The 21,662-nt window shown below is 42.4% G+C and carries 19 protein-coding genes and 1 pseudogene; all 20 read left to right on the forward strand.

Features of this window, described 5'->3' with window-relative positions:
* The first annotated feature begins 14 nt into the window (after positions 1–14).
* The 20 genes and pseudogenes from J7K40_04925 (at position 15) to icd (ending at position 21,457) form a co-directional block, all read left to right on the forward strand.
* The gene (locus tag J7K40_04925) at positions 15–782 is read left to right on the forward strand and encodes an outer membrane lipoprotein-sorting protein (GenBank protein ID MCD6161740.1); all 768 of its coding nucleotides are present in this window, start codon (positions 15–17) and stop codon (positions 780–782) included.
* On the forward strand, positions 779–1,948 hold the full coding sequence (locus J7K40_04930) for a hypothetical protein (protein MCD6161741.1): 1,170 nt from the start codon (positions 779–781) through the stop codon (positions 1,946–1,948). Before J7K40_04925 ends, J7K40_04930 begins: the two co-directional genes overlap by 4 nt.
* A 352-nt stretch (positions 1,949–2,300) precedes the next feature.
* On the forward strand, positions 2,301–5,006 hold the full coding sequence (locus J7K40_04935; GenBank protein MCD6161742.1) for an MMPL family transporter: 2,706 nt from the start codon (positions 2,301–2,303) through the stop codon (positions 5,004–5,006).
* A 340-nt stretch (positions 5,007–5,346) separates the two neighbouring features.
* Positions 5,347–6,198, forward strand: coding sequence for an exosortase/archaeosortase family protein (locus J7K40_04940; GenBank protein MCD6161743.1), 852 nt, complete (start codon positions 5,347–5,349; stop codon positions 6,196–6,198).
* Positions 6,177–6,800: an EpsI family protein gene (locus tag J7K40_04945; GenBank protein MCD6161744.1), complete on the forward strand. Its 624-nt coding sequence runs from the start codon at positions 6,177–6,179 to the stop codon at positions 6,798–6,800. The genes J7K40_04940 and J7K40_04945 overlap by 22 nt, the downstream gene beginning before the upstream one ends.
* Before the next feature lie 462 nt (positions 6,801–7,262).
* A complete protein-coding gene (locus J7K40_04950) occupies positions 7,263–8,207 on the forward strand; it encodes a carbamate kinase (protein ID MCD6161745.1) in 945 nt (314 codons plus the stop codon).
* Positions 8,208–8,247: 40 nt separating this feature from the next.
* Complete coding sequence (locus tag J7K40_04955; GenBank protein MCD6161746.1) at positions 8,248–9,603, forward strand: HD domain-containing protein; 1,356 nt, start codon at positions 8,248–8,250, stop codon at positions 9,601–9,603.
* Between the two features lie 41 nt (positions 9,604–9,644).
* Positions 9,645–10,784, forward strand: coding sequence for an ADP-forming succinate--CoA ligase subunit beta (sucC, locus tag J7K40_04960; GenBank protein ID MCD6161747.1), 1,140 nt, complete (start codon positions 9,645–9,647; stop codon positions 10,782–10,784).
* Between the two features lie 86 nt (positions 10,785–10,870).
* Entirely contained in the window at positions 10,871–11,962 is a 1,092-nt protein-coding gene (gene sucD, locus J7K40_04965) for a succinate--CoA ligase subunit alpha (protein ID MCD6161748.1), read from the forward strand.
* Between the two features lie 17 nt (positions 11,963–11,979).
* Positions 11,980–12,210: a 4Fe-4S binding protein gene (locus J7K40_04970; GenBank protein MCD6161749.1), complete on the forward strand. Its 231-nt coding sequence runs from the start codon at positions 11,980–11,982 to the stop codon at positions 12,208–12,210.
* An 8-nt stretch (positions 12,211–12,218) separates the two neighbouring features.
* Positions 12,219–13,358 (forward strand): 2-oxoacid:acceptor oxidoreductase subunit alpha, encoded by a 1,140-nt coding sequence (locus tag J7K40_04975; GenBank protein ID MCD6161750.1) that lies wholly within the window; start codon positions 12,219–12,221, stop codon positions 13,356–13,358.
* Between the two features lie 2 nt (positions 13,359–13,360).
* Complete coding sequence (locus tag J7K40_04980) at positions 13,361–14,230, forward strand: 2-oxoacid:ferredoxin oxidoreductase subunit beta (protein ID MCD6161751.1); 870 nt, start codon at positions 13,361–13,363, stop codon at positions 14,228–14,230.
* Between the two features lie 72 nt (positions 14,231–14,302).
* Positions 14,303–14,860, forward strand: a complete 558-nt coding sequence (locus J7K40_04985; protein MCD6161752.1) for a 2-oxoacid:acceptor oxidoreductase family protein — start codon at positions 14,303–14,305, stop codon at positions 14,858–14,860.
* Positions 14,861–15,262: a nucleoside-diphosphate kinase gene (ndk, locus tag J7K40_04990; protein MCD6161753.1), complete on the forward strand. Its 402-nt coding sequence runs from the start codon at positions 14,861–14,863 to the stop codon at positions 15,260–15,262. It abuts the gene before it with no gap.
* Positions 15,262–16,503 carry a nickel-dependent lactate racemase gene (larA, locus tag J7K40_04995; GenBank protein ID MCD6161754.1) on the forward strand — a complete coding sequence of 414 codons (1,242 nt, stop codon included), beginning with the start codon at positions 15,262–15,264 and terminating at the stop codon, positions 16,501–16,503. The genes ndk and larA overlap by 1 nt, the downstream gene beginning before the upstream one ends.
* A 14-nt stretch (positions 16,504–16,517) precedes the next feature.
* Positions 16,518–17,444: a malate dehydrogenase gene (mdh, locus tag J7K40_05000; protein ID MCD6161755.1), complete on the forward strand. Its 927-nt coding sequence runs from the start codon at positions 16,518–16,520 to the stop codon at positions 17,442–17,444.
* A gap of 229 nt (positions 17,445–17,673) precedes the next feature.
* Positions 17,674–18,921: pseudogene (locus J7K40_05005) on the forward strand (3-isopropylmalate dehydratase large subunit).
* Between the two features lie 480 nt (positions 18,922–19,401).
* Positions 19,402–19,902, forward strand: coding sequence for a 3-isopropylmalate dehydratase small subunit (locus tag J7K40_05010; GenBank protein ID MCD6161756.1), 501 nt, complete (start codon positions 19,402–19,404; stop codon positions 19,900–19,902).
* A 64-nt stretch (positions 19,903–19,966) separates the two neighbouring features.
* A complete protein-coding gene (locus J7K40_05015) occupies positions 19,967–20,161 on the forward strand; it encodes a hypothetical protein (GenBank protein MCD6161757.1) in 195 nt (64 codons plus the stop codon).
* 51 nt (positions 20,162–20,212) lie between these two features.
* Entirely contained in the window at positions 20,213–21,457 is a 1,245-nt protein-coding gene (gene icd / locus J7K40_05020; protein ID MCD6161758.1) for an isocitrate dehydrogenase (NADP(+)), read from the forward strand.
* Positions 21,458–21,662 lie beyond the last annotated feature (205 nt).

The following is a 21,662-nucleotide window of genomic DNA, read 5'->3' on the forward strand; positions in this document are numbered from 1 at the left end:
CTCAGGAGGTTTTCATGTATTATAAAATCGTCATAAAAACTCTTTGCATTATTGGTTTGCTTTTTAATGCCGCCATTACGCAAGAGCTTACCGCCGATGAAATTGTTGATAAAATAAACAACCTCATAAACCAGGAATATGTAAAATCGGTTTTGACAATGACAATTACAACCTCCTCCGGCAAAGAACGAACATTCGAATATGAAGCATACAGTAAAAACTCCGGCGAGAAAAACCTGATGAAGTATCTTTCGCCTGCCAGGGTCAAAGGTCAAACGATATTAATGCTTAACAACGCCGATGACATCTGGGCATATTTCCCGAAAACCAACAGGGTTCGCAAGCTGGCTGCTCATGCCAAAAAGCAGAAAATGCAGGGCAGCGATTTTTCCTATGAGGATATGGGGTCCGGCGATGCCTGGATTACCGATTTCAGGTCGGAACTTATTGGCGATGAGAAAATCGAGGGAACGGACTGTTATATTATCAAGCTGTTGAAAAAGCCTGAGGTTGAATCCGGTTATTCAAAGCAGGTGATGCGGGTGCGGAAAGACAATTTCTATCCAATTCAAATTGATTATTATGATGAGGATGATTCCGATTATAATATTAAACGCCTTGTCTTGAGTGATATTAAAGATATTGAAGGCATACCAACGGCTATGAAAATGGTAATGCATAATTTGGAGGATAATTCGGAAACAGTCATGGAATATAAGCAGGTAACTTACAACGAAGAATTGCCTGATGATATGTTTACCGAAAGAGGCATGAAAAAATGAATCGATTAGCGGTTGTACTGTTTTCGACTTTACTGCTGTTGCTATCAGTAATTGATACCCTGGCGGTTGAGCTATCGGGTTATTACGAGCCTCAATATCTCGGAATCAGGATTAATGACAGCAACTCTCAGCTGTTTAGCAGCAAGCTCCGGGTGGATTTACAGTCCTCAGATATTGATAATGTCAAATTTGCGGCAAATTTCGATTACATCACCTATCACGGCCATACGCAGTGGAATATGCTCGATTACCTGCCGAAGACGATAACATCAATAGTTCCGTCTGATGCTATACGATCATTTGATTTTATCTATAATGACACTATATTTTTGGACAATGCTTATCTGAAATTCGCTGTTTCCAAATTTGATATCACTCTCGGAAAACAGCAAATATCTCCCGGAACCGGCTATGCCTGGAATCCGACAGATCTGTTTAATTCTAAAAATATCATCGATCCGACCTATGAACAATCGGGACACAACGCAGTCAGAATAGATTTCGCCGCCTCCTCACGCTATAGCGTCATGTTTATCGGACTACCGGAGCAGGCTTGGAATAATTCGGGCAAGATGATAAGCTTTAAAGGCAAGCTGTCTCATTTCGATTATTCGATGACCTATATCGAAAAACAGTGGCTGCTTTCTGATTTTATCACATATCAAATGTCCGAGCAAAAGCGAAGATTATATGGCGGCGATTTAGTAGGCGAGTTGTTTGGCTTGGGAATCTGGGGAGAATACGGCTACAATACAATGAAATCCCATTCTGATTTTTGGGAGGCGTTAATCGGTATTGATTATACTTTGGATAACGGTGCCTATCTGATGGCTGAATACTATTACAATGAGCTTGGCCAAGATGATTATCATCAATATGATATTAATGACTGGATGAGATATTTTCTCACCGAAAGCAGAACAATATCAAAGGACAATTTGTATTTATATTTCAGCTATCCTCTAACCGATCTTATTCAGCTTGATAATTCGGTAATCATAAGTCTTTCCGATAAAAGCTTTGGTATAGTACCGGCGTTTCAATACAGCATATATGAGAATGTTGATTTGAATGCTTTAATAAATTACAACATCGGCGATGATGAAAAAGCATACTCAAACGGTCAGGGGATCAGCGGTACGGTAAGATTCAGGATATATTTTTAATGAGTATTATGTTAGTAAATTATTTACACGTTTATTGCATGAGCCTTGCGCGTAGGGGCGTATTGCATACGCCCTTAGGTTATTGACAAATGATTATTTGTTGGAATTTCTATAATGATATTGAAATTTATATAACCGTAACGCGTAGGGGCGTCCGCCTGAGGCGGATACGCTCTCTTGTTGCCAAGCAGCGTTTGGCAACAAGAGTAACAGTGTTATGATTTATTGTATTTGGCAAATGTACTCTTCCGACTGCAGGCGTGTATGTTGGTGCACGGGGACGTACACCAACCACGAAGGTTTAAAGTACATTTTTAACTCGGTTTCGAGAAGGCGATAAAGGAGCAGCATTATGCGAGAAAAATTATTAACAGCCTGGGGTGAGTTTTCTTTCCGGCATTCGGGATTGATAGTAGCGGTTATGTTGTTATTAGCTGTTGCTGCAATATTTTCAGCATCGAGATTAACGCTGAAGATGCGCTGGTCTGATTTAATGCCGTTAAGCGATCCAATGGTCCAGGAGTTTAATAAAATTCAGACTGAATATACAAGCACTACAAATTCAATTATTGTCGTCATGGGACAGGAAAATCGCATGAAGAGTTTCGCGGATGATATCGCGCCCAAGATTAAATCGATGACGAAATATGTAAAGAGAGTTGATTATAAAATAGAAGAGGATTTCCTCAGGTCGCATGGCTTGATGTTAGTCAAGAGCAAAGACTTGAGGAAGATGGTTGATAATAAGCTATTCGATGATTTTAATCTTATTGAATACCTGACTCATACTAACGATAATTTCGAGGATGTTTATATAGGCGATGATGAAAGCCTGTCGGATAAGGAAAAAGAAGATGATGCCGTAAGAAGTCTTGATGGTATCCGGTTTTGGGTCGAGACGATGACGCGATACATCAATGATGAGAATACTATCCCTGATTCATTGGCAAACCTTGCTGTCGAAAGAATGCTTCTGGGAGACCCGTATTTTATCTCGCCCGATAAGAGGATGCTTCTTATAACGATAGAGCCGACTTTTAGTATTACCGATATAGAATCCTCTGTTGCTTCGACAGATTCAATCCAGGCGATTATAGATAATACATTGAAAGATTATCCTCAAATAAAAGCAGGCTTGACCGGCACAGTTCCGCTTATGCGCGATGAAATGGTTTATTCGGAAAAAGATATGCAAATCACATCAGTAATAGCCTTTATATTGGTACTCTTATTACTTATTTTCTCATTTCGATTGATTGCTGCGCCGCTATTAGCGGGTATAAATCTGGTATTAGGGATTATCTTAGCCAGCGGCATGATAGCCGTGTTTATCGATTCGCTAAATATTATGACCTCGATGTTTGCGGTAGTATTAATCGGCTTGGGCATTGATTTTTCGATTCATATCATATCGCTTTATTATGAACGGCGGGCTGTCGGCGATAATGTTGCCGATGCTGCAACTTATACACTTTCTCGATCGGGTTCCGGCATTTTAACGGGGGCGCTTACAAGCTCGATTGCTTTTTTCACTCTTATGATTTCAGAGACGAGAGGTATTAAGGAAATGGGATTGGTGCTGGGAGTGGGACTTATGACAGTCATGATCAGCACCATCTTGACATTGCCATCGTTGTTAATAATGCGCGAAAAAATCATAGCAAAAATAGCCAAACATCGAGCAAAAGAACCGCGACCCCTCAAGAATGTTGAGTTTCCTTTTCTTGGCAAAACCGGCGGTATAATTGAACATCGCCCAAAAACAATTCTGGCCATTGCGATAATTATAAGTATAATAATGCTGTTTTTCGCTTTGGATTCCAAGTTTAGTTACAACATTTTAGATTTGGAACCGGCAGGCATACCATCGGTAACTCTTCAGGATTCGATGCTGGTCGCTTTCGACATGAGCCCGGATTTTGTTATGGTTACAGCGGCCTCTACCGATGAAGCCGGACAAATTGCCAAACGCGCTAAACAAACGTCATCGGTTAGCGCAGTTGAAAGCATTTCAAATTACTTGCCATCGACAAAGGAACAAGACAAGCGGATACCATCAGTCATTCAGCTTATAAATCAGCTTGAAAACGCTCATAGCGAGATGCCAATGAAAGTAATCGATGTTCCGCGTTTGATTGAGCAATTAGACCGCTTGGATATGAATATTTATGAGCTTGGGCAAATGGCGTTTATAGGCGGACAGGATAAAGTCGAAAATAAGTGCAGTCGGATTGCAGGCAATCCGGATGATGATTCCAGTGAAAGCATAATTCAAAAGCTTATAATGCAAATAAATCAAAATGGCGGCCAAGCGTTAAAGGGTTTAAACCTTTTTCAGAAGAAATATATACCCGTAATGCAGGCTATGGCGGTTAATATGGCGGACACCAGCAGGATAACATTGGAAAACCTTCCGGCAGATATTCGCAATCGATTTATTAATAAAGATAAAAATGAATTCCTTATTACTATCTTTCCCAAAGAACAGGTTTGGGATTTTGAGTTTTTGAAGCGTTTTAATGGTCAGATGCAGAGAATCAGCGAAAAAATTACCGGTATGCCTCCGTTAATGCTGCGATTATTCAAATTAGTCGGCAGGGATGGTAAAAATGCATGCATACTGGCTCTAATTATGGTCTTCCTTTTGCTCTGGCTCGATTTCCGCCGGATAAAGCTGGCAATGATTACAATGATACCGCTGATTGTTGGCGCTGTCTGGATGATAGGGTTATTATCGATGCTTGGATTGCCTCTTACCTATGTTAATATCATGGCTATACCGATGATTATCGGGATAGGTATCGATGACGGCGTACATTTGATGCATCGTTATCGCATCGAGGGCTGGTATCGAACTAAGGAGGTTTTAAGCAGCACCGGCAAGGCAATCCTTCTAACTTCGCTTACTACTATCGCCGGCTTTGGCTCATTGATGATTGCCAAATATAGAGGATTTGCAAGTCTTGGCTCATTGCTTGTTCTGGGTGTGGCCGCTTGTTTTATAACCTCGATACTGTTTTTGCCGGCGTTGGTGAATTTGTTGAAGAAGTCGAAATAGGCGGCCAACAGAACAACAGCCGCATAGAACAGTCTGACTGCAGGGACACTACGTGCTTGGCAGTAAGAGGGATTGTTGCTGCTTTGTTGGAAATTCTATAATGAGTTGAATTTTATCTAAACGTAACGCATAGGGGCGTCCGCCTGAGGCGGATACGCCCTCTTGTTGCCAAGCGGCGCCTGGTAACAAGAGGAATTTGCCGCTTTAGTCAACAATCTGGCAGAACTATGTTCTATCCATCCGGCAATTTTGCTCAGAGCCAAGAAATATATATGAATAAATCGTTGTAATCATGAATATAATCTCTTATTTTCCGATTGTAATCGGTAAGGAGCATTTGATGAAAATAAAGAGCGCTGCTATTATTCCCCATCTGAAAAACCATAAATTCCCATACATTTTAATATTTGCAGCGCTGTTATTCAGTATTCCCGTACTAATAGACTTGGTAAAAGATTGGCTATATGATGATAATTATTCCCATGGATTTTTAATAATACCGATTTCGATTTATTTATTCTACCGAAAAAGAAACGAGCTGATATTCCCCGCAAAACACTCAAACTTAGGAACTATTCTATTCGCAATTGGCTGTATCGGGACGATATTCGGCGCGGCCGCAGGTGAATATTTTACTGCCAGATGCTCGATGGTTTTAATCATCACCGGAATATCATTGTATTATCTTGGGCTAAGCAATTTCAAGAAAGTCTGGTTTGCCTTCTTCTTCTTACTGTTTATGATTCCCATACCGGCAATTATCTATTATTCGGCAACTCTGCCGATGCAGCTTTTTGCCAGTAAAGCTGCCAGCTTCATTTTACATATAATAGGTGTGCCCTCATTAAGGCAGGGCAATATTATTTACCTTCCCGAATATGCGCTTGAGGTTACCGAGGCTTGCAGCGGCCTTAGAAGTTTATCGACGCTTTTGGCGCTTGGCGCGCTTTATGGCAATCTTGCTTTGCCGGGAAAAGTCAGGCCGATTATCATATTTATTTCTGCTGTCCCTATCGCAATTGCAGGTAATGTTTTCAGATTGTTGTTTACCGCCATCGGCGCTTATGCCATAAGCACAGAACTTGCCGAGGATTTTCTGCATGAATTATCAGGGATGCTGGTGTTTGTTTTTGCTATGATTGTTTTATTAATTTTAGGAGCGCTATTAAAATGGCCCGGAAAACGTTCATAACATTTTTTACCGTACTGATGGCAGTATTTGTGTTTACTACAATATTGCGGTATTTTAAACCCGATAGTTCACATCCTGCCGATTTTGAAAGGTTTCCGATGCGGGCAGGCAACTGGATAGGGGAAAATGATGTCGTTCCTGATTTCCTTGTTGATGCTTTGAAACCAGATAATATTTTCTCGGCAACTTTCACCAGTAGAAACGGTCAGCAGATACAGTTATTCTTTGATTATTTCGCCGGCAAGAATTCCGCGCGGGGAGTACACTCGCCCCGAAATTGTATGCCGGGCTCCGGATGGGCTATTATAAATACGACAGAAAATACTATTAATCTGGGCAATAGGGTTATTCCCGCCAGTAGATTCGTCATACAGAACGCTCAAAACAGGCAATGTATGGATTTTTGGTATGTTACAAGATATGGGGATACCTCCAATGATTATGTTTTTAAATTTTATCTTATGTTAAGCTCGTTTACGTTTAGGCCAAACGATGTTGCCTTCATCCGTATTATAGGAATTGATACTCCTGACGGTCGAAAAGCGCTGGATGATTTTGAGCGGCAATTCATAGGCGAGATATATAAGAGCCTGCCATTTTAGATATGCTTTTTTCACTACTGTCCAGCCCTTTGGATAACATTATAATCGATGCTGCTCACGTGAAGGGGTTTGTTGAAAAAATCATTGCAGGGAGTCTTAGCTCTGATTATTTATAAAATCAATTTTGCTATTAGAAATAAACATTTAATTTCATCGACAATAATATAAACAATATCAGGAACTAATTGAGAATACTGGGTATTTTTGTGCTGTCGGAAGTTACTTCCGGCAGTTCTGGCAGAAGAATCAACCTTTCACGGGATCACTCCATCTTTTCAGCAGCATCACCACTTCCTTGCCCCCTTTTTCCCGTTTTTACCATTAGCCATGTAGATGATTGCGATATTCTTTTCTTTTCCTATATTTTTATGTAAAATAGTTTGTTTTTTATATTCAATTTATTAATATTCAAATTTACGGTGAAACCTGATTGTTAATAAATAATTTAACGGGTGGTTAGAAATGGCTAAGAAAGTGGCAGTTGTGGCGTTAGGCGGAAACGCAATTACCAGTAAAGACCGCGAGGATACAATACCGAATCAATTTATTAATACCGGCATAAGTTTAGATGGAATTATCAAACTAATCGAGGATGACTATAATTTAGCTGTAACTCATGGTAATGGTCCTCAGGTGGGCAACGCAGTTTTACGAGTAGAATTGGCTCGCGGAAAAGCCCCCGAACTGCCAATTTATATATGCGTCGCCGACCTTCAGGGCGGAATGGGTTATATGCTCGAGCAGGTATTAAGGAATAAGCTTAATCAAAACGGCATTCATAAAGATATTTCAACAATTATTACCCAAGTTATGGTAGATGAGAACGATAACGATTTCAAAGACCCCACTAAATTCATCGGTCAGTTTTATGAACCTGAAAAGGCTAAGCTGCTGCAAAGGGAATTTGGGTGGAAAATGAAGCCTTTCCCGGGAGATGGCAGATTAAGACGTGTAATCGCCTCGCCAAAACCGCTTCATATTGTCGAAAATAATATCATTAAACAGCTTGTTGATACTGGTATTATTGTTATTGCCTCAGGCGGTGGAGGGATACCGGTTATAAAAAGCCAGGGAGCATACAAGGGTATCGATGCCGTTATAGATAAAGACCGAGCGGCATCAGTAATGGCTAAAGATATAGGCGCTCAGCTGCTGATTATTTTGACATCTGTTGAAAAAGTATCCATAAATTACAGCAAGCCAAATCAGGAAAATCTTGATAATATGTCATTAGCTGAAGCTGAAAAGTTTTTAGCTGAGGGGCATTTTCCGCCCGGAAGCATGGGACCGAAAATCGAAGCCGCTATCGAATTTCTAAAAGCGGGCGGTGAAAAAGTTGTTATCAGTTCGATTGAGAAAGCTTATGAGGCTGTTAAGGGAAATGCCGGAACAACTATAACACACTGAGTCTATATAATTATTATTCTGAAAAATAGGCGAGGCAATATTGGGCTTACTTGAAAACCTGGCAAAAACCATAAATAGCAATGGCGGTAAAATATATACTGTAGGCGGCCCGGTACGAGATCAGCTTCTAAATATTGAAAACTCCAAAGATATCGATTTTATTGTTTGCGGAATCCTCTTATCTGACCTGAAAAAAATACTAAGACGTTTCGGTACTATTAACCTTGTCGGACAATCGTTTGGCGTAATAAAATTTAAGCCATTCAAATCTGAATCCGTTTACGACATTTCACTTCCGAGAAAAGAAAGCTCAACCGGCGCTGGCCATCGCGATTTTGATGTTGATTTCGATTATACCCTGCCAATTGAAAAAGACCTCAGCCGGCGCGATTTTACAATAAATGCTATGGCTAAGGAATTTCCCGGCGGTGAAATAATCGACCCGTTTGGGGGAAGAGATGATCTTGATAATAAAATACTAAGGATGGTTTTCGATTCCGGTTTCATTGATGACCCCTTGCGTATAATCCGAGGCATCCAGTTTGCCGCGCGGTTTAATCTTACGGTTGAGAGCAATACCTTAACGTCTATGATTAAACAAGTTAACCTAATTGAGACAGTATCTCCCGAACGAATTGCAGAGGAGTTGAATAAATTATTAGAGCTTGCTGAAAAACCGTCTATCGGATTTCGATTAATGAACCAAACCGGCTTGCTTGAACATATTCTGCCGGAACTTGCTCAAACAGTAGGAATTGACCAGCCCGGAGGCTACCATCGCTGGGATGTTTTTGAGCATACTCTTCATACAGTTGATGCTTTGCCTTTAGATTTGAAAGTGAGATTAGCCGGATTGTTCCATGATGTTGGAAAACCAGCCGCCAAACAGATAGTGGAAAACGGCGCAACATTTTATAATCACGATAAGCTTGGCGGCAGGCTGGCTGAGCAGGCGTTGAAAAGACTGCGTTATTCAAACGAAACTATAAAGCAGGTTTGCCTTCTTATAGACAAGCATATGTTTAGCGAAAATGCCGGTGATAAAGGAATTAGGCGATTGATTCATCGCGTGGGAACCGACCTGATTTTTGATTTAATAGAACTTCGCAGAGCTGATACAATTGCGCAGGGAATGGGACAAACAACTGACAGTATCGATGAATTCAAGCTAAAAGTCGAGGCCGAGCTGGCTAAATGCAGAGCCTTTGGACTAAAAGACTTAGCTGTTAATGGCACAGATCTGCAAAAACGGTTCGGGCTTTCGGAAGGACTCGTGATAGGGGAAATTTTAAATTACCTTTTAGAGCAAGTTCTCGATAATCCCGACTTTAACACTGTGGAAAAATTACTGCTTTTAAGCGCTGATTATTTAAATAAAAGGCCGCTTGACATTTAAGAGTTATTTATTTTAATTAGATTTCTAATTATGGAGGAAAAATGAAAATACACGAGTATCAGGCAAAAGAAATTTTCGGAAAATTTGGTATGCCGATACCTAAAGGCGAGGTAGTAGCTTCTCCGGCAGAGGCTCGCGAAATTGCCGTGCGGTATCAAAAACCGGTGATGGTTAAAGCGCAGGTTCACGTTGGCGGACGAGGCAAGGCGGGAGGCGTTAAATACTGCGCCGAACCGGATGATGCTTTCGAAGCCGCTCAGCAGATTTTGGGAATGGATATCAAAGGACTGATTGTTAAAAAAGTTCTTGTTAGTGAAGCAGTCAATATTGTAAATGAAGCTTATGTCGGTGCGATAGTCGACAGATCAACCAAACGAAATGTTATAATGGTTTCTCCCGCCGGAGGTATCGATATTGAGCAGGTTGCCGCCGAAACACCGGAAAAAATAATGAAACTTGGTGTTGACCCTTTAATGGGTTTGCGGCAATTTGAAGCTTTACAACTTGCACGTTTTATCTATCCTGATATTAAAATTGCCCGCAAGGCGGCTGCAATTATCAGGAAATTGTACAACTCTTTTGTGCACAGCGACGCTTCCTTAGCGGAAATAAACCCGCTTATTCTCGACAATGAGAACAATCTTATCGCTATAGACGCAAAAATGAACCTCGATGATAATGGCCTTTTCAAGCATCCCGATTTTGAGGATTTAAGGGACCTCGACGCTGAGGATTCGGATGAAATCGAAGCCAAACGCGCCGACCTGTCGTTTGTAAAACTCGAGGGAAACATCGGCTGCTGTGTCAATGGCGCCGGCTTAGCAATGGCTACTATGGACCTTGTGAAATACTTTGGCGGTCAACCGGCAAACTTCCTCGATATCGGCGGCTCATCATCCCCAGAGAAAGTAGTGGCGGCATTGCGTATTATTCTCAGAGACCCGAATGTGGGTGTCATCCTATTTAATATCTTCGGCGGCATTACCCGCTGCGATGATGTTGCCAATGGCATCATCGAAGCGTTAGATAAACTCGATGTACGGGTTCCCATAGTTGTCCGTCTTACCGGAACCAATGAAGATATCGCTAAAGGGATTTTGGAAAAACATGACTTGAAAGCTACTAATTCAATGGATGACGTTGTTAAAATGGCAATAAAGGAAGTTGCTCCGGTAGCTTGACGAGATAGATGGTTTATTGATCGTGTTTATTAATTATTTAAAAATGGAAAAACTTTTACGGTTAAGATAAAAAAAGAAGAGGCGTTATGGCAATTTTTATTGATAATAAAACCAAGGTGATTGTGCAGGGTATTACCGGCCGCGACGGTTCGTTTCATACCCGGCAGATGATAGATTACGGCACTAAAGTTGTTGGGGGCGTTACCCCCGGCAAGGGCGGCTCCGAGATTTTTGGCGTGCGCATTTTCGATACGATGACAGAAGCGGTTAAAAAAACAAAAGCCAACACATCCATGATATTAGTACCGCCGCCTTTTGCGGTTGATGCTATTTATGAGGCGATTGAATCGGGCGTATCTCTTGTTGTCTGCATCACAGAGGGCGTGCCAACAATAGACATGACAGGCGTTTACAATTATGCCCGGATGAAAGGCGTACGGCTAATGGGTCCGAATTGTCCCGGATTGATTTCCCCCGGCGCCTCGAAAGTCGGCATCCTGCCGGCTCATATTTTCAAGAAAGGCAATATTGGCGTAGTTTCGCGCTCCGGCACCCTCACTTATGAAGTCGTCTATAATCTTACTCAAAAGGGTCTTGGCCAATCGACCACAATAGGTATTGGCGGCGACCCGATAATAGGCACCAATTTCATCGATTGCCTTGAGGCTTTCGAGAATGACCCCCAGACCAAAGGCATAGTGATGATTGGCGAGATAGGCGGCTCTGATGAGGAGATGGCAGCTGAGTATATTAAGAAGAACGTTACCAAGCCGGTTGTCGGTTTCATAGCCGGACAAACTGCTCCTCCCGGCAAACGCATGGGGCATGCCGGCGCTATTATCTCCGGTTCATCCGGTTTAGCCGCTGACAAAATCAAGGCTTTAAATGCTGTCGGCATACCAGTAGCGGAAATTCCCTCTCAAATCGCTGATTTAATGATAGAAAAACTTGCTGAATACAAAAAGAAGATGGCCAAGAAAAAAGCAGCTAAAAAAACCGCTAAAAAGGCTGTCAGGAAAACTGCGAAAAAGAAAACAGTAAAAAAAGCCGCCAAGAAAAAAACATCAGTAAAGAAAACAGCTAAGAAAAAGGTAGTTAAAAAAACTGCTAAGAAAAAAGTTATAAAGAAAAAAGCAGCTAAGAAAAAAGCGGTTAAGAAAACTGCCAAAAAAAGATAAGGTGACAGATAACTAAAATGGCTGAAAAAACAATAACAAAGAAGCGATACAAACAAAGACCCGACCCTATTGTTATTTATAAGAAATGGTGTAAGGCCTGCGGAATATGTATAGAACTTTGTCCACAAGATGTGTTTGACACGGATAGAGACGGGTATCCCATAATCGCGCGCGGTCTCGATTGTACACAGTGCGCAATATGCTGGATTCATTGCCCCGATTTTGCCATCACCTCTAACGAGAAATGAGTATGATTATGGATGATATTTCAGGCCCAAAACTTATTCAGGGTAATCAGGCATGCGCTCTTGGAGCTATTGCGGCTGGCTGCCGGTTCTTCGCCGGCTATCCGATTACGCCATCAACCGAGGTTGCCGAGGTTATGGCTCTCGAACTGCCGAAATATAAGGGAAGGTTTATCCAAATGGAGGATGAAATCGCCTCGATATCGGCGATTATCGGCGCTTCTATTGCCGGCACCAAATCATTGACCGCAACATCCGGTCCCGGGTTTTCACTTATGCAGGAGGGTATCGGATATGCCGCCATGACGGAAGTTCCCTGTGTTATAGTTAATGCTATGCGCGGAGGTCCCTCAACCGGTTTGCCGACAAAGGTTTCCCAAGCTGATGTTATGCAGTCTAATTGGGGTTCGCATGGTGATTATTATCCAATAGTCCTTTGTCCGACAACAGTAAAAGATTGCTTTTTCATAATGATTAAGGCTTTTAATCTTGCCGAAAAATACAGAACCCCGGTGATAGTATTATCCGATGAAGTAATCGGGCATATGAGGGAGATGATAGTTTTACCTGATCCATCCACTATTGAGAAAGTTGAGCGGGTAAGACCTAATGTTCCGCCCGAATGGTACAAGCATTTTCAAATCACTCCCGACTATACTTCTCCGATGGCAAGCTTTGGAGAGGGCTACAGATTCCACCTTACCGGCTTAACTCATGACGAAGATGGATTGCCGACAGCCGATAACGAAAAAATTGAAGCAAAACTTGATAAGCTGAAAAAGAAAATCGAACGGCATGGGGATGATATTATAGAGGTAAAGGAATTCAAGCTTGATGATGCCCGCGTGGTAATTATCGCTTATGGTTCGGTGGCTATGGCTGCCAAGCAGGCGGTTATGATTGCCCGTAAAAAACGTTTTAAGGCCGGATTATTTCAACCTGTAACACTTTGGCCATTCCCTGATGAAAAGCTGAAGCCAGTTCTTAGAAGAGCTGATTTGGTTGTTGTTGCCGAGCTAAATCAGGGACAGATTATTGGCGAGGTTAAAAGGAATTGCAGTGACCATACTAAGATAGTAGGGCTAAACAGGTATGATGGGGAATTGATAACTCCCGAACAGATTATTCAAAGAATTAAAGAGGTACACTGAAAATGCAAAAATCGAATGTTACTCATCAATATCTCAGGCAAAAAATGCAATTTCCTAATGTTTGGTGTCCCGGCTGCGGTATTGGCATTGTGCTTGGCGCATTTATCAGAGCTGTAGATCGGCTTGGTATTCCAAAAGATGACATGGTTTTAGTTTCCGGTATCGGCTGTACCGCGCGCATACCGGCGTATGTCGATTTTAATACGCTGCACACGACTCATGGCAGAGCAATTGCTTTTGCTACCGGTGTAAAGTTGGGTAATCCAAGATTGAAAGTGGTAATAATTTCAGGCGATGGCGACTTGCTGGCTATCGGCGGCAACCATTTTATTCACGCCTGCCGCCGCAATATCGATATAACCGTTATTTTGGTAAACAATTATATTTATGGCATGACCGGCGGGCAATATTCACCGGCTACACCGCTTGGCAAAAAAGCCTCAACTGCGCCGTATTTAACTATTGAACCGCCTTTCGATATTTGCAATCTGGCTATAAGTTCGGGAGCATCGTATGTTGCCAGAAGCACTGTTTATCATGCTGCCCCGCTTTCCAATCTAATCGAAAAAGCGCTTGCCAAAAAAGGCTTCTCGGTGGTTGAGGCAATATCAAACTGTCAAACCCAGTATGGCCGGTTAAACAAAGAGGGAACGGCTGTAAAAATGATATTAGACATGAAAGAACGTGCTGTTCCTATATCGAAAGCCAAGAAACTGACCCCTGAAGAAATGGAAGGGAAATATGCTATTGGTACTTTGCACGACATTGAAAGACCCGGATATGTTGAGCAGTACCAGAAATTGATTGACAGATTTAATCCTCCCGAAATCAAACCTGTCGAGGATGATAATAATAATAGCGAAAATAAATAGGCGAAACAGCCCTAAGCAGCAGGATACATTTAACTGTAACATAAACATGGTGTAGTGATGAAGAAAAAGAAAATCGAAGGTAGATTCGAAATGCGGCTTTCCGGCTCTGGCGGTCAGGGGTTAGTGCTTGCCGGAGTTATGATAGCAGAGGCAGTCGGCGTATATGAGGGCAAGAATGTTGCCCAAACGCAAAGTTATGGACCTGAAGCCCGCGGTGGAACTTCCCGGTCAGATCTGGTGATTTCCGATGATGAAATATATTATCCCAAAACATCAGAATTGGATTTGCTTTTAGCATTAACACAGGAAGCGGCAGATAAATATTATACTCATCTAAACGATAAAGGAATAATTGTCGTTGATTCCGATATTGTCCGTCAGTTGCCGCCTTTTCCCAGAGTATACAGTATGCCGTTTACCCGCACCGCCAGAGAAGAAATCGGCACCGAGATAGTGGCTAATGTAATCTCGGCGGCTGCGTTAGTAGTAGTTTCCGGTATTTGCAAGCCCGAATCATTTTTAAATGCGGTATTAAATCGCGCCCCTAAGGGGACCGAATCGAAAAATGAAAAAGCCTGCAAGCTCGGCTTCGATATGGGGAAAAATGCCTTAAAAGGGAAAGTTAAATAGATGGGACAGTCATTTTTAATGATTAAACCCGATGCGGTTGAACGAAACCTGATAGGCGAGATAATCTCCCGTTTGGAAAAAGCTCGATTTATTGTTGCCGCCCTCAAAATGGTTAAACTCGATTATGAATCGGCGCGCCGGTTTTATGCGGTTCATGAGGGCAAGCCGTTTTTGGATGAATTATGCAAATTTATGTCATCGGGGCCGGTTGTGCCAATGGTTTTAAAGTCAGAGGGCGACACGGTTGCCAAGGTTCGCGAGCTTATCGGCGCCACCAATCCTGAAAAAGCCGCCGCCGGAACAATCAGGCACGACTTGGCGGTAAGTTTGACAAAAAACTCTGTTCATGCGTCCGATTCACCCCAAAACGCTGAACAGGAAATTAGTTTTTTCTTTAGCTGATGGAAATCGAACTATCATTTGGCGGCAAAAATATCGGATTCGATACTAATGATTATTGCCCGCCATCTAGTTATGCCGGCCGTTATGGCTGTAAATTTCCCGCGCCTTTATCTTTTGAGGAAATTAAAGATAAAATTCTAAAAGAACTTAGCCAATTTAAAGATAAATTTGATAATTCAAATATTCTAACGATTGTCAATGATAGCTATCGTCGAACACCAAACGGAGAATTGCTGTCTATTGTTTGGGATTTTGTTAAGGATGGAGATTTTATAATTGCCTCCGGCACGCATCGCCAGCCAAATGATGCTGACCTAAGGCAGATATTCGGCAACATACTGGATAAAGTAAAACCAAAGCTGTATTTCCATGATTGCTATGACCAATCATCCTTGGTTGATATTGGCAGGACTGAATCCGGGACGCCGGTTTTAATAAATATGAAGATAATCGAGGCTGATTTGATTTTTGCCATAAATTCAATTGAACCTCATTTTTTTGCCGGTTTCACAGGCGGACGGAAATCAATAGTTCCCGGCTTAGCTGGGTTCGATACCGCTGCAACGAATCACAGGCTTGCCAAGCATGAAAAAGCAGAAGTCTTAAATCTCGAAACAAACCCGCTTCATCAAGACCTTGAGGAATGTATAAAACTTATAGGCGACAAGCATATTTATGCTATCCAATGTATTACTAACCGCGAGAGCAGGATTGTTGATGTTTTCTGCGGTCAACTCCATGATGCGTTTAATCAGGCTTGTGCTTGTGCGTCAAAATATTATACAGTTGAAATACCTGAAAAATATGATATAGTTATTGCGAATTGCGAACCGCCTTTAGATATAAATCTTTATCAATTGCAGAAAGCTCAGGAACATGGCGGCAGGATGGTTGCCGATGGCGGCGTGTTAATAGTTGTGGGAGCCTGCAAAGAGGGGGTTGGGTCGGAGTATTTCATGAATTTGGCTGAAAAATATCCTACGCCTGAAATCGCATTGGATAAAGGCATCACGGATGATTCTTTCGGGATACATAAACTTATAAAAACAGCCCGTCAATTGAAAAAAAATAAAATCTATTATGTAACTACTCTTGACGAGGACGTAGTTAAAAGAGTATATTTTAAGTCTTTCAGTGATATTAAAGAGGCATTAAAAAGCGCTCTTAATGAAATCGGGAGAAATGTAAAAATAGCAGTGTTAGATGATGCAGGCTATACAGTACCTGTAATAAAACCTTAAAAAAGGAGTTAGAAGTGAGGAAAAAGGTCGCAATCATTGGCGCGGGACATGTTGGCGAAAGCTGTGCTATGTACTTAGCCGAAAAAAATATTTGCGATATCACAGTAATTGATATCATTGAGGATATGCCTCAGGGTAAATGTCTTGATCTATCTCAAGCGGGTCCGATTGTTGGTTATGACGGCAAGATTGAGGGTTCTAATGATATGGCCGCAATTGAAGGCGTGGATTTGATTGTCCATACCGCAGGATTGCCTCGTAAACCTGGTATGAGCCGCGAGGATTTACTTAACAAAAACGCCAACATCATTGGCGGAATGGCAGAAGCCGCTAAAAAGCATGCTCCCAATGCTATGATACTGATGGTAGCTAACCCGCTGGATATTATGACATATCATGCCTGGAAAGTTTCCGGTTTCCCGACAAACAGAGTGTTTGGTCAGGCTGGTATTCTCGATTCGACGCGTTTCCGCACCTTCGTTGCCTGGGAACTTGGCGTTTCCATGAATGACATTCAGGCTATGGTTTTAGGTGGTCATGGCGATACTATGGTGCCGGTTCCATCTTATACGACTGTCAGCGGAATTCCTATTACCGAACTGCTCTCGAAAGAGAAAATAGACGAGCTTGCTCAGAGAACCCGTGTCGGCGGAGGCGAAATTGTCAAGCTGCTTAAGACCGGTTCGGCTTACTATGCCCCGGCGGCGGCGACTGTTCAGATGGTTGACTCGATATTAAACGACCGCAAACGCGTTATGCCGTTATCGGCTTATGTTGATGGCCCTTATGGCATTAAAGGTCAATATATCGGTGTTCCGGTAATATTGGGCGCTGGCGGTGTCGAGAAGATTTTCGAATTGAAGCTCAATGATGAAGACAAAAAAGCGCTGCAAGTCTCAGCTGAGACATATAAGGGAACACTGGGCGAACTCGGTTATTAAAATCGTATTGTAGAAATATTAATGAATTTTACTACGCAGGGGTTTAATCTATTAAACTCCTGCGGGTTGCTATATTTTTTTCTCTGGTTTAGTGGGTAGCATCCGCCTGCGGTGAATGCCGTGTATATAATAGTTCAAAATAGTTGTCTTTTTTCAGCAGTTTATGTTTTGAGGGCTATGCTTTCCGAAACAGCAAATTAATAAGCGAATAAAAAGTCATGGAGGCGATATGGGCAAAACCATAGCCGAAAAAATCATCAGCGAACATGTTAACCGTGATGTTAAAGCTGGCGAGATAGTCGCAACAGATGTTGATGTCTGTTTGGTTCAGGATGGCACGGGGCCATTAGCAGTCCGTCAGATTGAAAAGCTTGGCTTGGATAAGCTTGCCAATCCGGAACGGACGGTTTTATTTCTCGACCATTCAGCGCCGGCATCGCGAAAAGAGCTGGCTAACGACCATGCTTTTTTGCGCGATTTTGCCCGAAAAACAGGCTGTCGCTTATCCGATGTCGGGATGGGTATATGCCATACGGTTATCAATGAGCAGTATGTCAATCCCGGCGATATACTTATAGGTGCGGACAGCCACACCTGCACTGGCGGTGCTCTATGCGCCTTTGCCACCGGTATGGGTTCTACCGATGTTGGGGTGGGCATGGCGCTTGGCAAAACCTGGTTCCGCATTCCCGAAACATATAAGGTATATGTTGAGGGTGAGTTTCCGATTGGTGTTTTCGCTAAAGACCTTATTTTGCACCTGATAGGCTTAATAGGCGCGGATGGCGCAACCTATAAGGCTTTGGAGTTTTGCGGGCCAACTATAGAAAACATGAGCATGGATGCCCGTTTTACACTGTCGAATATGGCTGTCGAATCGGGCGCTAAAGTTGGCTTGATTGCCTCTGATGATATTACCAAAGCATATCTTGAGAGAATGGGACGCGGTTCAAAATGGCGTCCAATCTCTGCCGATCCGGAGGCTGTATATGAACGTGTAATCGAAATTGATATATCTTCACTGGCGCCGACTGTATCTTTCCCTCATACTGTTGATAATACCCGTAAAGTCGATGAAGCCGCCGGTATAGTGATAGACCAAGTGTTTCTTGGCACCTGCACCAATTCCCGCCTTGAGGATTGGGAAACAGTTGCCCGCATTGTCAGAGACAAGAAGAAAGCTCCCGGCACGCGTTTTATTGCAGTTCCCGGTTCGAGATTAGTCGAAAAGCAAGTAATGGTAGCCGGTTATTACCAGATTTTAGCCGAGTTCGGGGTGATGTTTCTACCTCCCGGCTGCGGGCCGTGTGTCGGCGTGCATGGCGGTATCCCGGCTGATGGCGAGCGGTCATTAACCACGATGAACCGCAATTTCAAAGGCCGGATGGGAAACCCCAAAGCTGAGATATATCTTGCCTCGCCTGCCACAATAGCGGCAACTGCCATTGAGGGAATTATAGCCGACCCGCGCAAATATAAGAAGGAACTGACCTCGAAATCGTTCCCCTCGATTGTAAACACGGAAGCCCTGAAAATAGCCGCCTCGACTGCCATCGAATCGCTTGAGAAAATCGCCTCAGATACTGCCGAGAAACTTGGTCCCAAATTAAAAGAAACATCCGATGTGGTTGAGCAAAAGACTAAAAAGATAATTAAAAAATACGAACCGCAGGCAATAAAAGCCGCTGGCGAACTGGAAAAAACTATTAAAGTTCTGGCAAAAGATGCGACGAAAGCTATTAAAGACATCTTTAAAAGCAAAAAACCAGAAACGAAGGTTGAGCCTGAGGTAAAAACGACAGCAACAAAGAAAACAGCTGTTAAGAAAAAAGCCGCGAAAAAGAAAGCAGTTATGAAAACAGCTGCAAAAAAAGCTTCAGCTAAAAAAACTACTATAAAAAAAACAGCCAAGAAAACGGCTCCTAAAACTACGCCTAAAACGAGGAGGAGCTAAGTTATGGCGATTACAGGAAAAGCTTTCAAATTTGGCGATGATATTTCAACCGACCATATAGCGCCGGGAAGATATTTTCATTTGAGGTCTGATTTGCCCGAACTGGCAAAGCATGTGCTTGAGGATGCCGATGAGTCGTTTGCCTCGAATGTTGCCGCAGGTGATTTTGTAGTTGGCGGCAATAATTTCGGTCTTGGTTCATCTCGTGAACATGCGCCGGCAATAATCAAACTGGCAGGCGTAAGCGCGGTATTGGCAAAATCTTTCGCGAGGATATTTTACAGAAACGCCATTAATGTCGGTTTGCCGGTTTTAATATGCGATACCAACCAAATCGAAGCAAGCGATGAGCTTGAGATTGATCTCGAAAGCGGTATAATCAGGGATAAAACTAATGGCAAAGAACTGTCATTTACTCCTTTACCGAAAACAATGACAACAATTCTCGAGGATGGCGGCCTGATTGCGCATATACAAAAGCATGGAGGTTTTAAATTATGTTAAAAAAATGCGCTTTTATTAAAATTTCTATTGATAATTGTAATTAATAAAATATTTTAATTAAATTGTGAACAGATATTCAAAAAAAGCGATTTGGGGAATAATACTAATTTTTTTGGGGATGTTATTATTATTTGATTCTCTTGATTATATCGATTTCTGGGAAGCGGCTGGTAAATGTTGGCCGCTCATTTTAATTCTTATCGGTTTGATGATTTTATTAAAGCGAAACAAGTCTAATAAAGATAAAAAGGACGAGTAAATTTTCGGTGATGCTAAAGTAATCAGAAATTCAAAATAAAAAGGAGAAAAAATGGCAAGATTTAAAAAAATCACACCTCCAACTGACGGTGAACGAATTACAGTCGTTGATAAAAAACTAAATGTACCTGACATTCCGATTATTCCGGTTATTGAGGGTGATGGCATCGGCCGTGATATTATGAAAGCAACCAGACGTGTTGTGGATGCGGCTGTTGAAAAAATATATAGCGGCCAGAAAAAAATTGCCTGGTTCGATATTTTTGCCGGCGAATCGGCTATGGAAAGATATAACGAGGTTCTTCCGGAAGATACTTTGAAAGCGATTAAGTATTACATCGTCGCTTTGAAAGGTCCGCTTACAACGCCTGTGGGCGGCGGTTATCGTTCATTAAATGTCAGCCTTCGCCAGATGCTTACACTTTATGCCTGCGTTCGTCCGGTTCGCTATTTTGCCGGGGTTCCCTCGCCGGTGAAACGTCCCGAGTTAATGAATATTATTATCTACCGTGAAAACACCGAGGATGTTTATGCCGGTATCGAATGGCGCAAGGGCACTAAGGAAGCTAAAAAACTTATTGGGTTCCTAAATGAGGAGATGGAAACCAATATTCGCTCCGATTCAGGTATTGGTATAAAACCGATTTCAGTAAAAGGCACTCAGCGTTTAGTTCGCAAGGCTATTAATTATGCGATAGAAAGCGGCTGTAAATCGGTTACGCTTATGCATAAGGGCAACATTATGAAGTACACCGAAGGCGCATTCCGTGATTGGGGTTATCAGTTGGCGGCTAAGGAATTTGCTCAGCAGACTATTACCGAACAGGAGCTTTGGGATAAATATGACGGCAATTGCCCGGATGGCAAGATTATTATCAAGGACCGCATTGCCGATTCGATGTTCCAGCAGATTCTTACACGTCCCAGCGAGTATGAGGTAGTTGCCACGCCTAACCTTAATGGCGATTTCCTTTCGGATGCTTGCGCGGCGCAGGTTGGCGGTTTGGGCATGGCGCCCGGCGCTAATATTGGCGATTACATCGGCCTTTTTGAGGCTACTCACGGCACCGCTCCGAAATATGCCGATAAAGATATGGTTAACCCCGGTTCGTTGATTCTTTCGGCGGTAATGATGCTTGATTATCTTGGCTGGAAAGAAGCCGGTAAAAGAATCGAAGAAGCTATCGAGAAAACGATTGCTCAGAAAACCGTAACCTACGATCTTGAACGCCAGATGGAGGGAGCGACAAAAGTTTCAACCTCCCAGTATGCAACGCATATAATCGAGAATCTGTAATATCGTTTTCTATTTGGAATATTTAAAATTTTGATGTTGTTATTCTGTCGGGTCGCGCCTGTAAGAGTGCGACCCGATATTGATTATTGCAATCAGGTTACGCCCCCCCTTCAACATGCCTGAACGGTTGATAAATAAATATAATCAATCACTGCTGTCCGGCCTTTTGTCCGCCTTAGGCGGATGCTATAATGATGTCATTCCC

The organism is Candidatus Zixiibacteriota bacterium (assembly GCA_021159005.1).
Classification (GTDB): domain Bacteria; phylum Zixibacteria; class MSB-5A5; order UBA10806; family 4484-95; genus JAGGSN01.

Bases quoted from the DNA above. Each gene is read 5' to 3' on its own strand.
- J7K40_04925 (MCD6161740.1), top strand. From the start codon at position 15: ATGTATTATAAAATCGTCATAAAAACTCTTTGCATTATTGGTTTGCTT.
- sucD (MCD6161748.1), top strand. From the start codon at position 10,871: ATGGCAATTTTTATTGATAATAAAACCAAGGTGATTGTGCAGGGTATT.
- J7K40_04935 (MCD6161742.1), top strand. From the start codon at position 2,301: ATGCGAGAAAAATTATTAACAGCCTGGGGTGAGTTTTCTTTCCGGCAT.
- J7K40_04980 (MCD6161751.1), top strand. From the start codon at position 13,361: ATGCAAAAATCGAATGTTACTCATCAATATCTCAGGCAAAAAATGCAA.
- J7K40_04945 (MCD6161744.1), top strand. From the start codon at position 6,177: ATGGCCCGGAAAACGTTCATAACATTTTTTACCGTACTGATGGCAGTA.
- icd (MCD6161758.1), top strand. From the start codon at position 20,213: ATGGCAAGATTTAAAAAAATCACACCTCCAACTGACGGTGAACGAATT.
- sucC (MCD6161747.1), top strand. From the start codon at position 9,645: ATGAAAATACACGAGTATCAGGCAAAAGAAATTTTCGGAAAATTTGGT.
- J7K40_04930 (MCD6161741.1), top strand. From the start codon at position 779: ATGAATCGATTAGCGGTTGTACTGTTTTCGACTTTACTGCTGTTGCTA.
- J7K40_04975 (MCD6161750.1), top strand. From the start codon at position 12,219: ATGGATGATATTTCAGGCCCAAAACTTATTCAGGGTAATCAGGCATGC.
- J7K40_04940 (MCD6161743.1), top strand. From the start codon at position 5,347: ATGAAAATAAAGAGCGCTGCTATTATTCCCCATCTGAAAAACCATAAA.
- ndk (MCD6161753.1), top strand. From the start codon at position 14,861: ATGGGACAGTCATTTTTAATGATTAAACCCGATGCGGTTGAACGAAAC.
- J7K40_04950 (MCD6161745.1), top strand. From the start codon at position 7,263: ATGGCTAAGAAAGTGGCAGTTGTGGCGTTAGGCGGAAACGCAATTACC.
- larA (MCD6161754.1), top strand. From the start codon at position 15,262: ATGGAAATCGAACTATCATTTGGCGGCAAAAATATCGGATTCGATACT.
- J7K40_04970 (MCD6161749.1), top strand. From the start codon at position 11,980: ATGGCTGAAAAAACAATAACAAAGAAGCGATACAAACAAAGACCCGAC.
- J7K40_05010 (MCD6161756.1), top strand. From the start codon at position 19,402: ATGGCGATTACAGGAAAAGCTTTCAAATTTGGCGATGATATTTCAACC.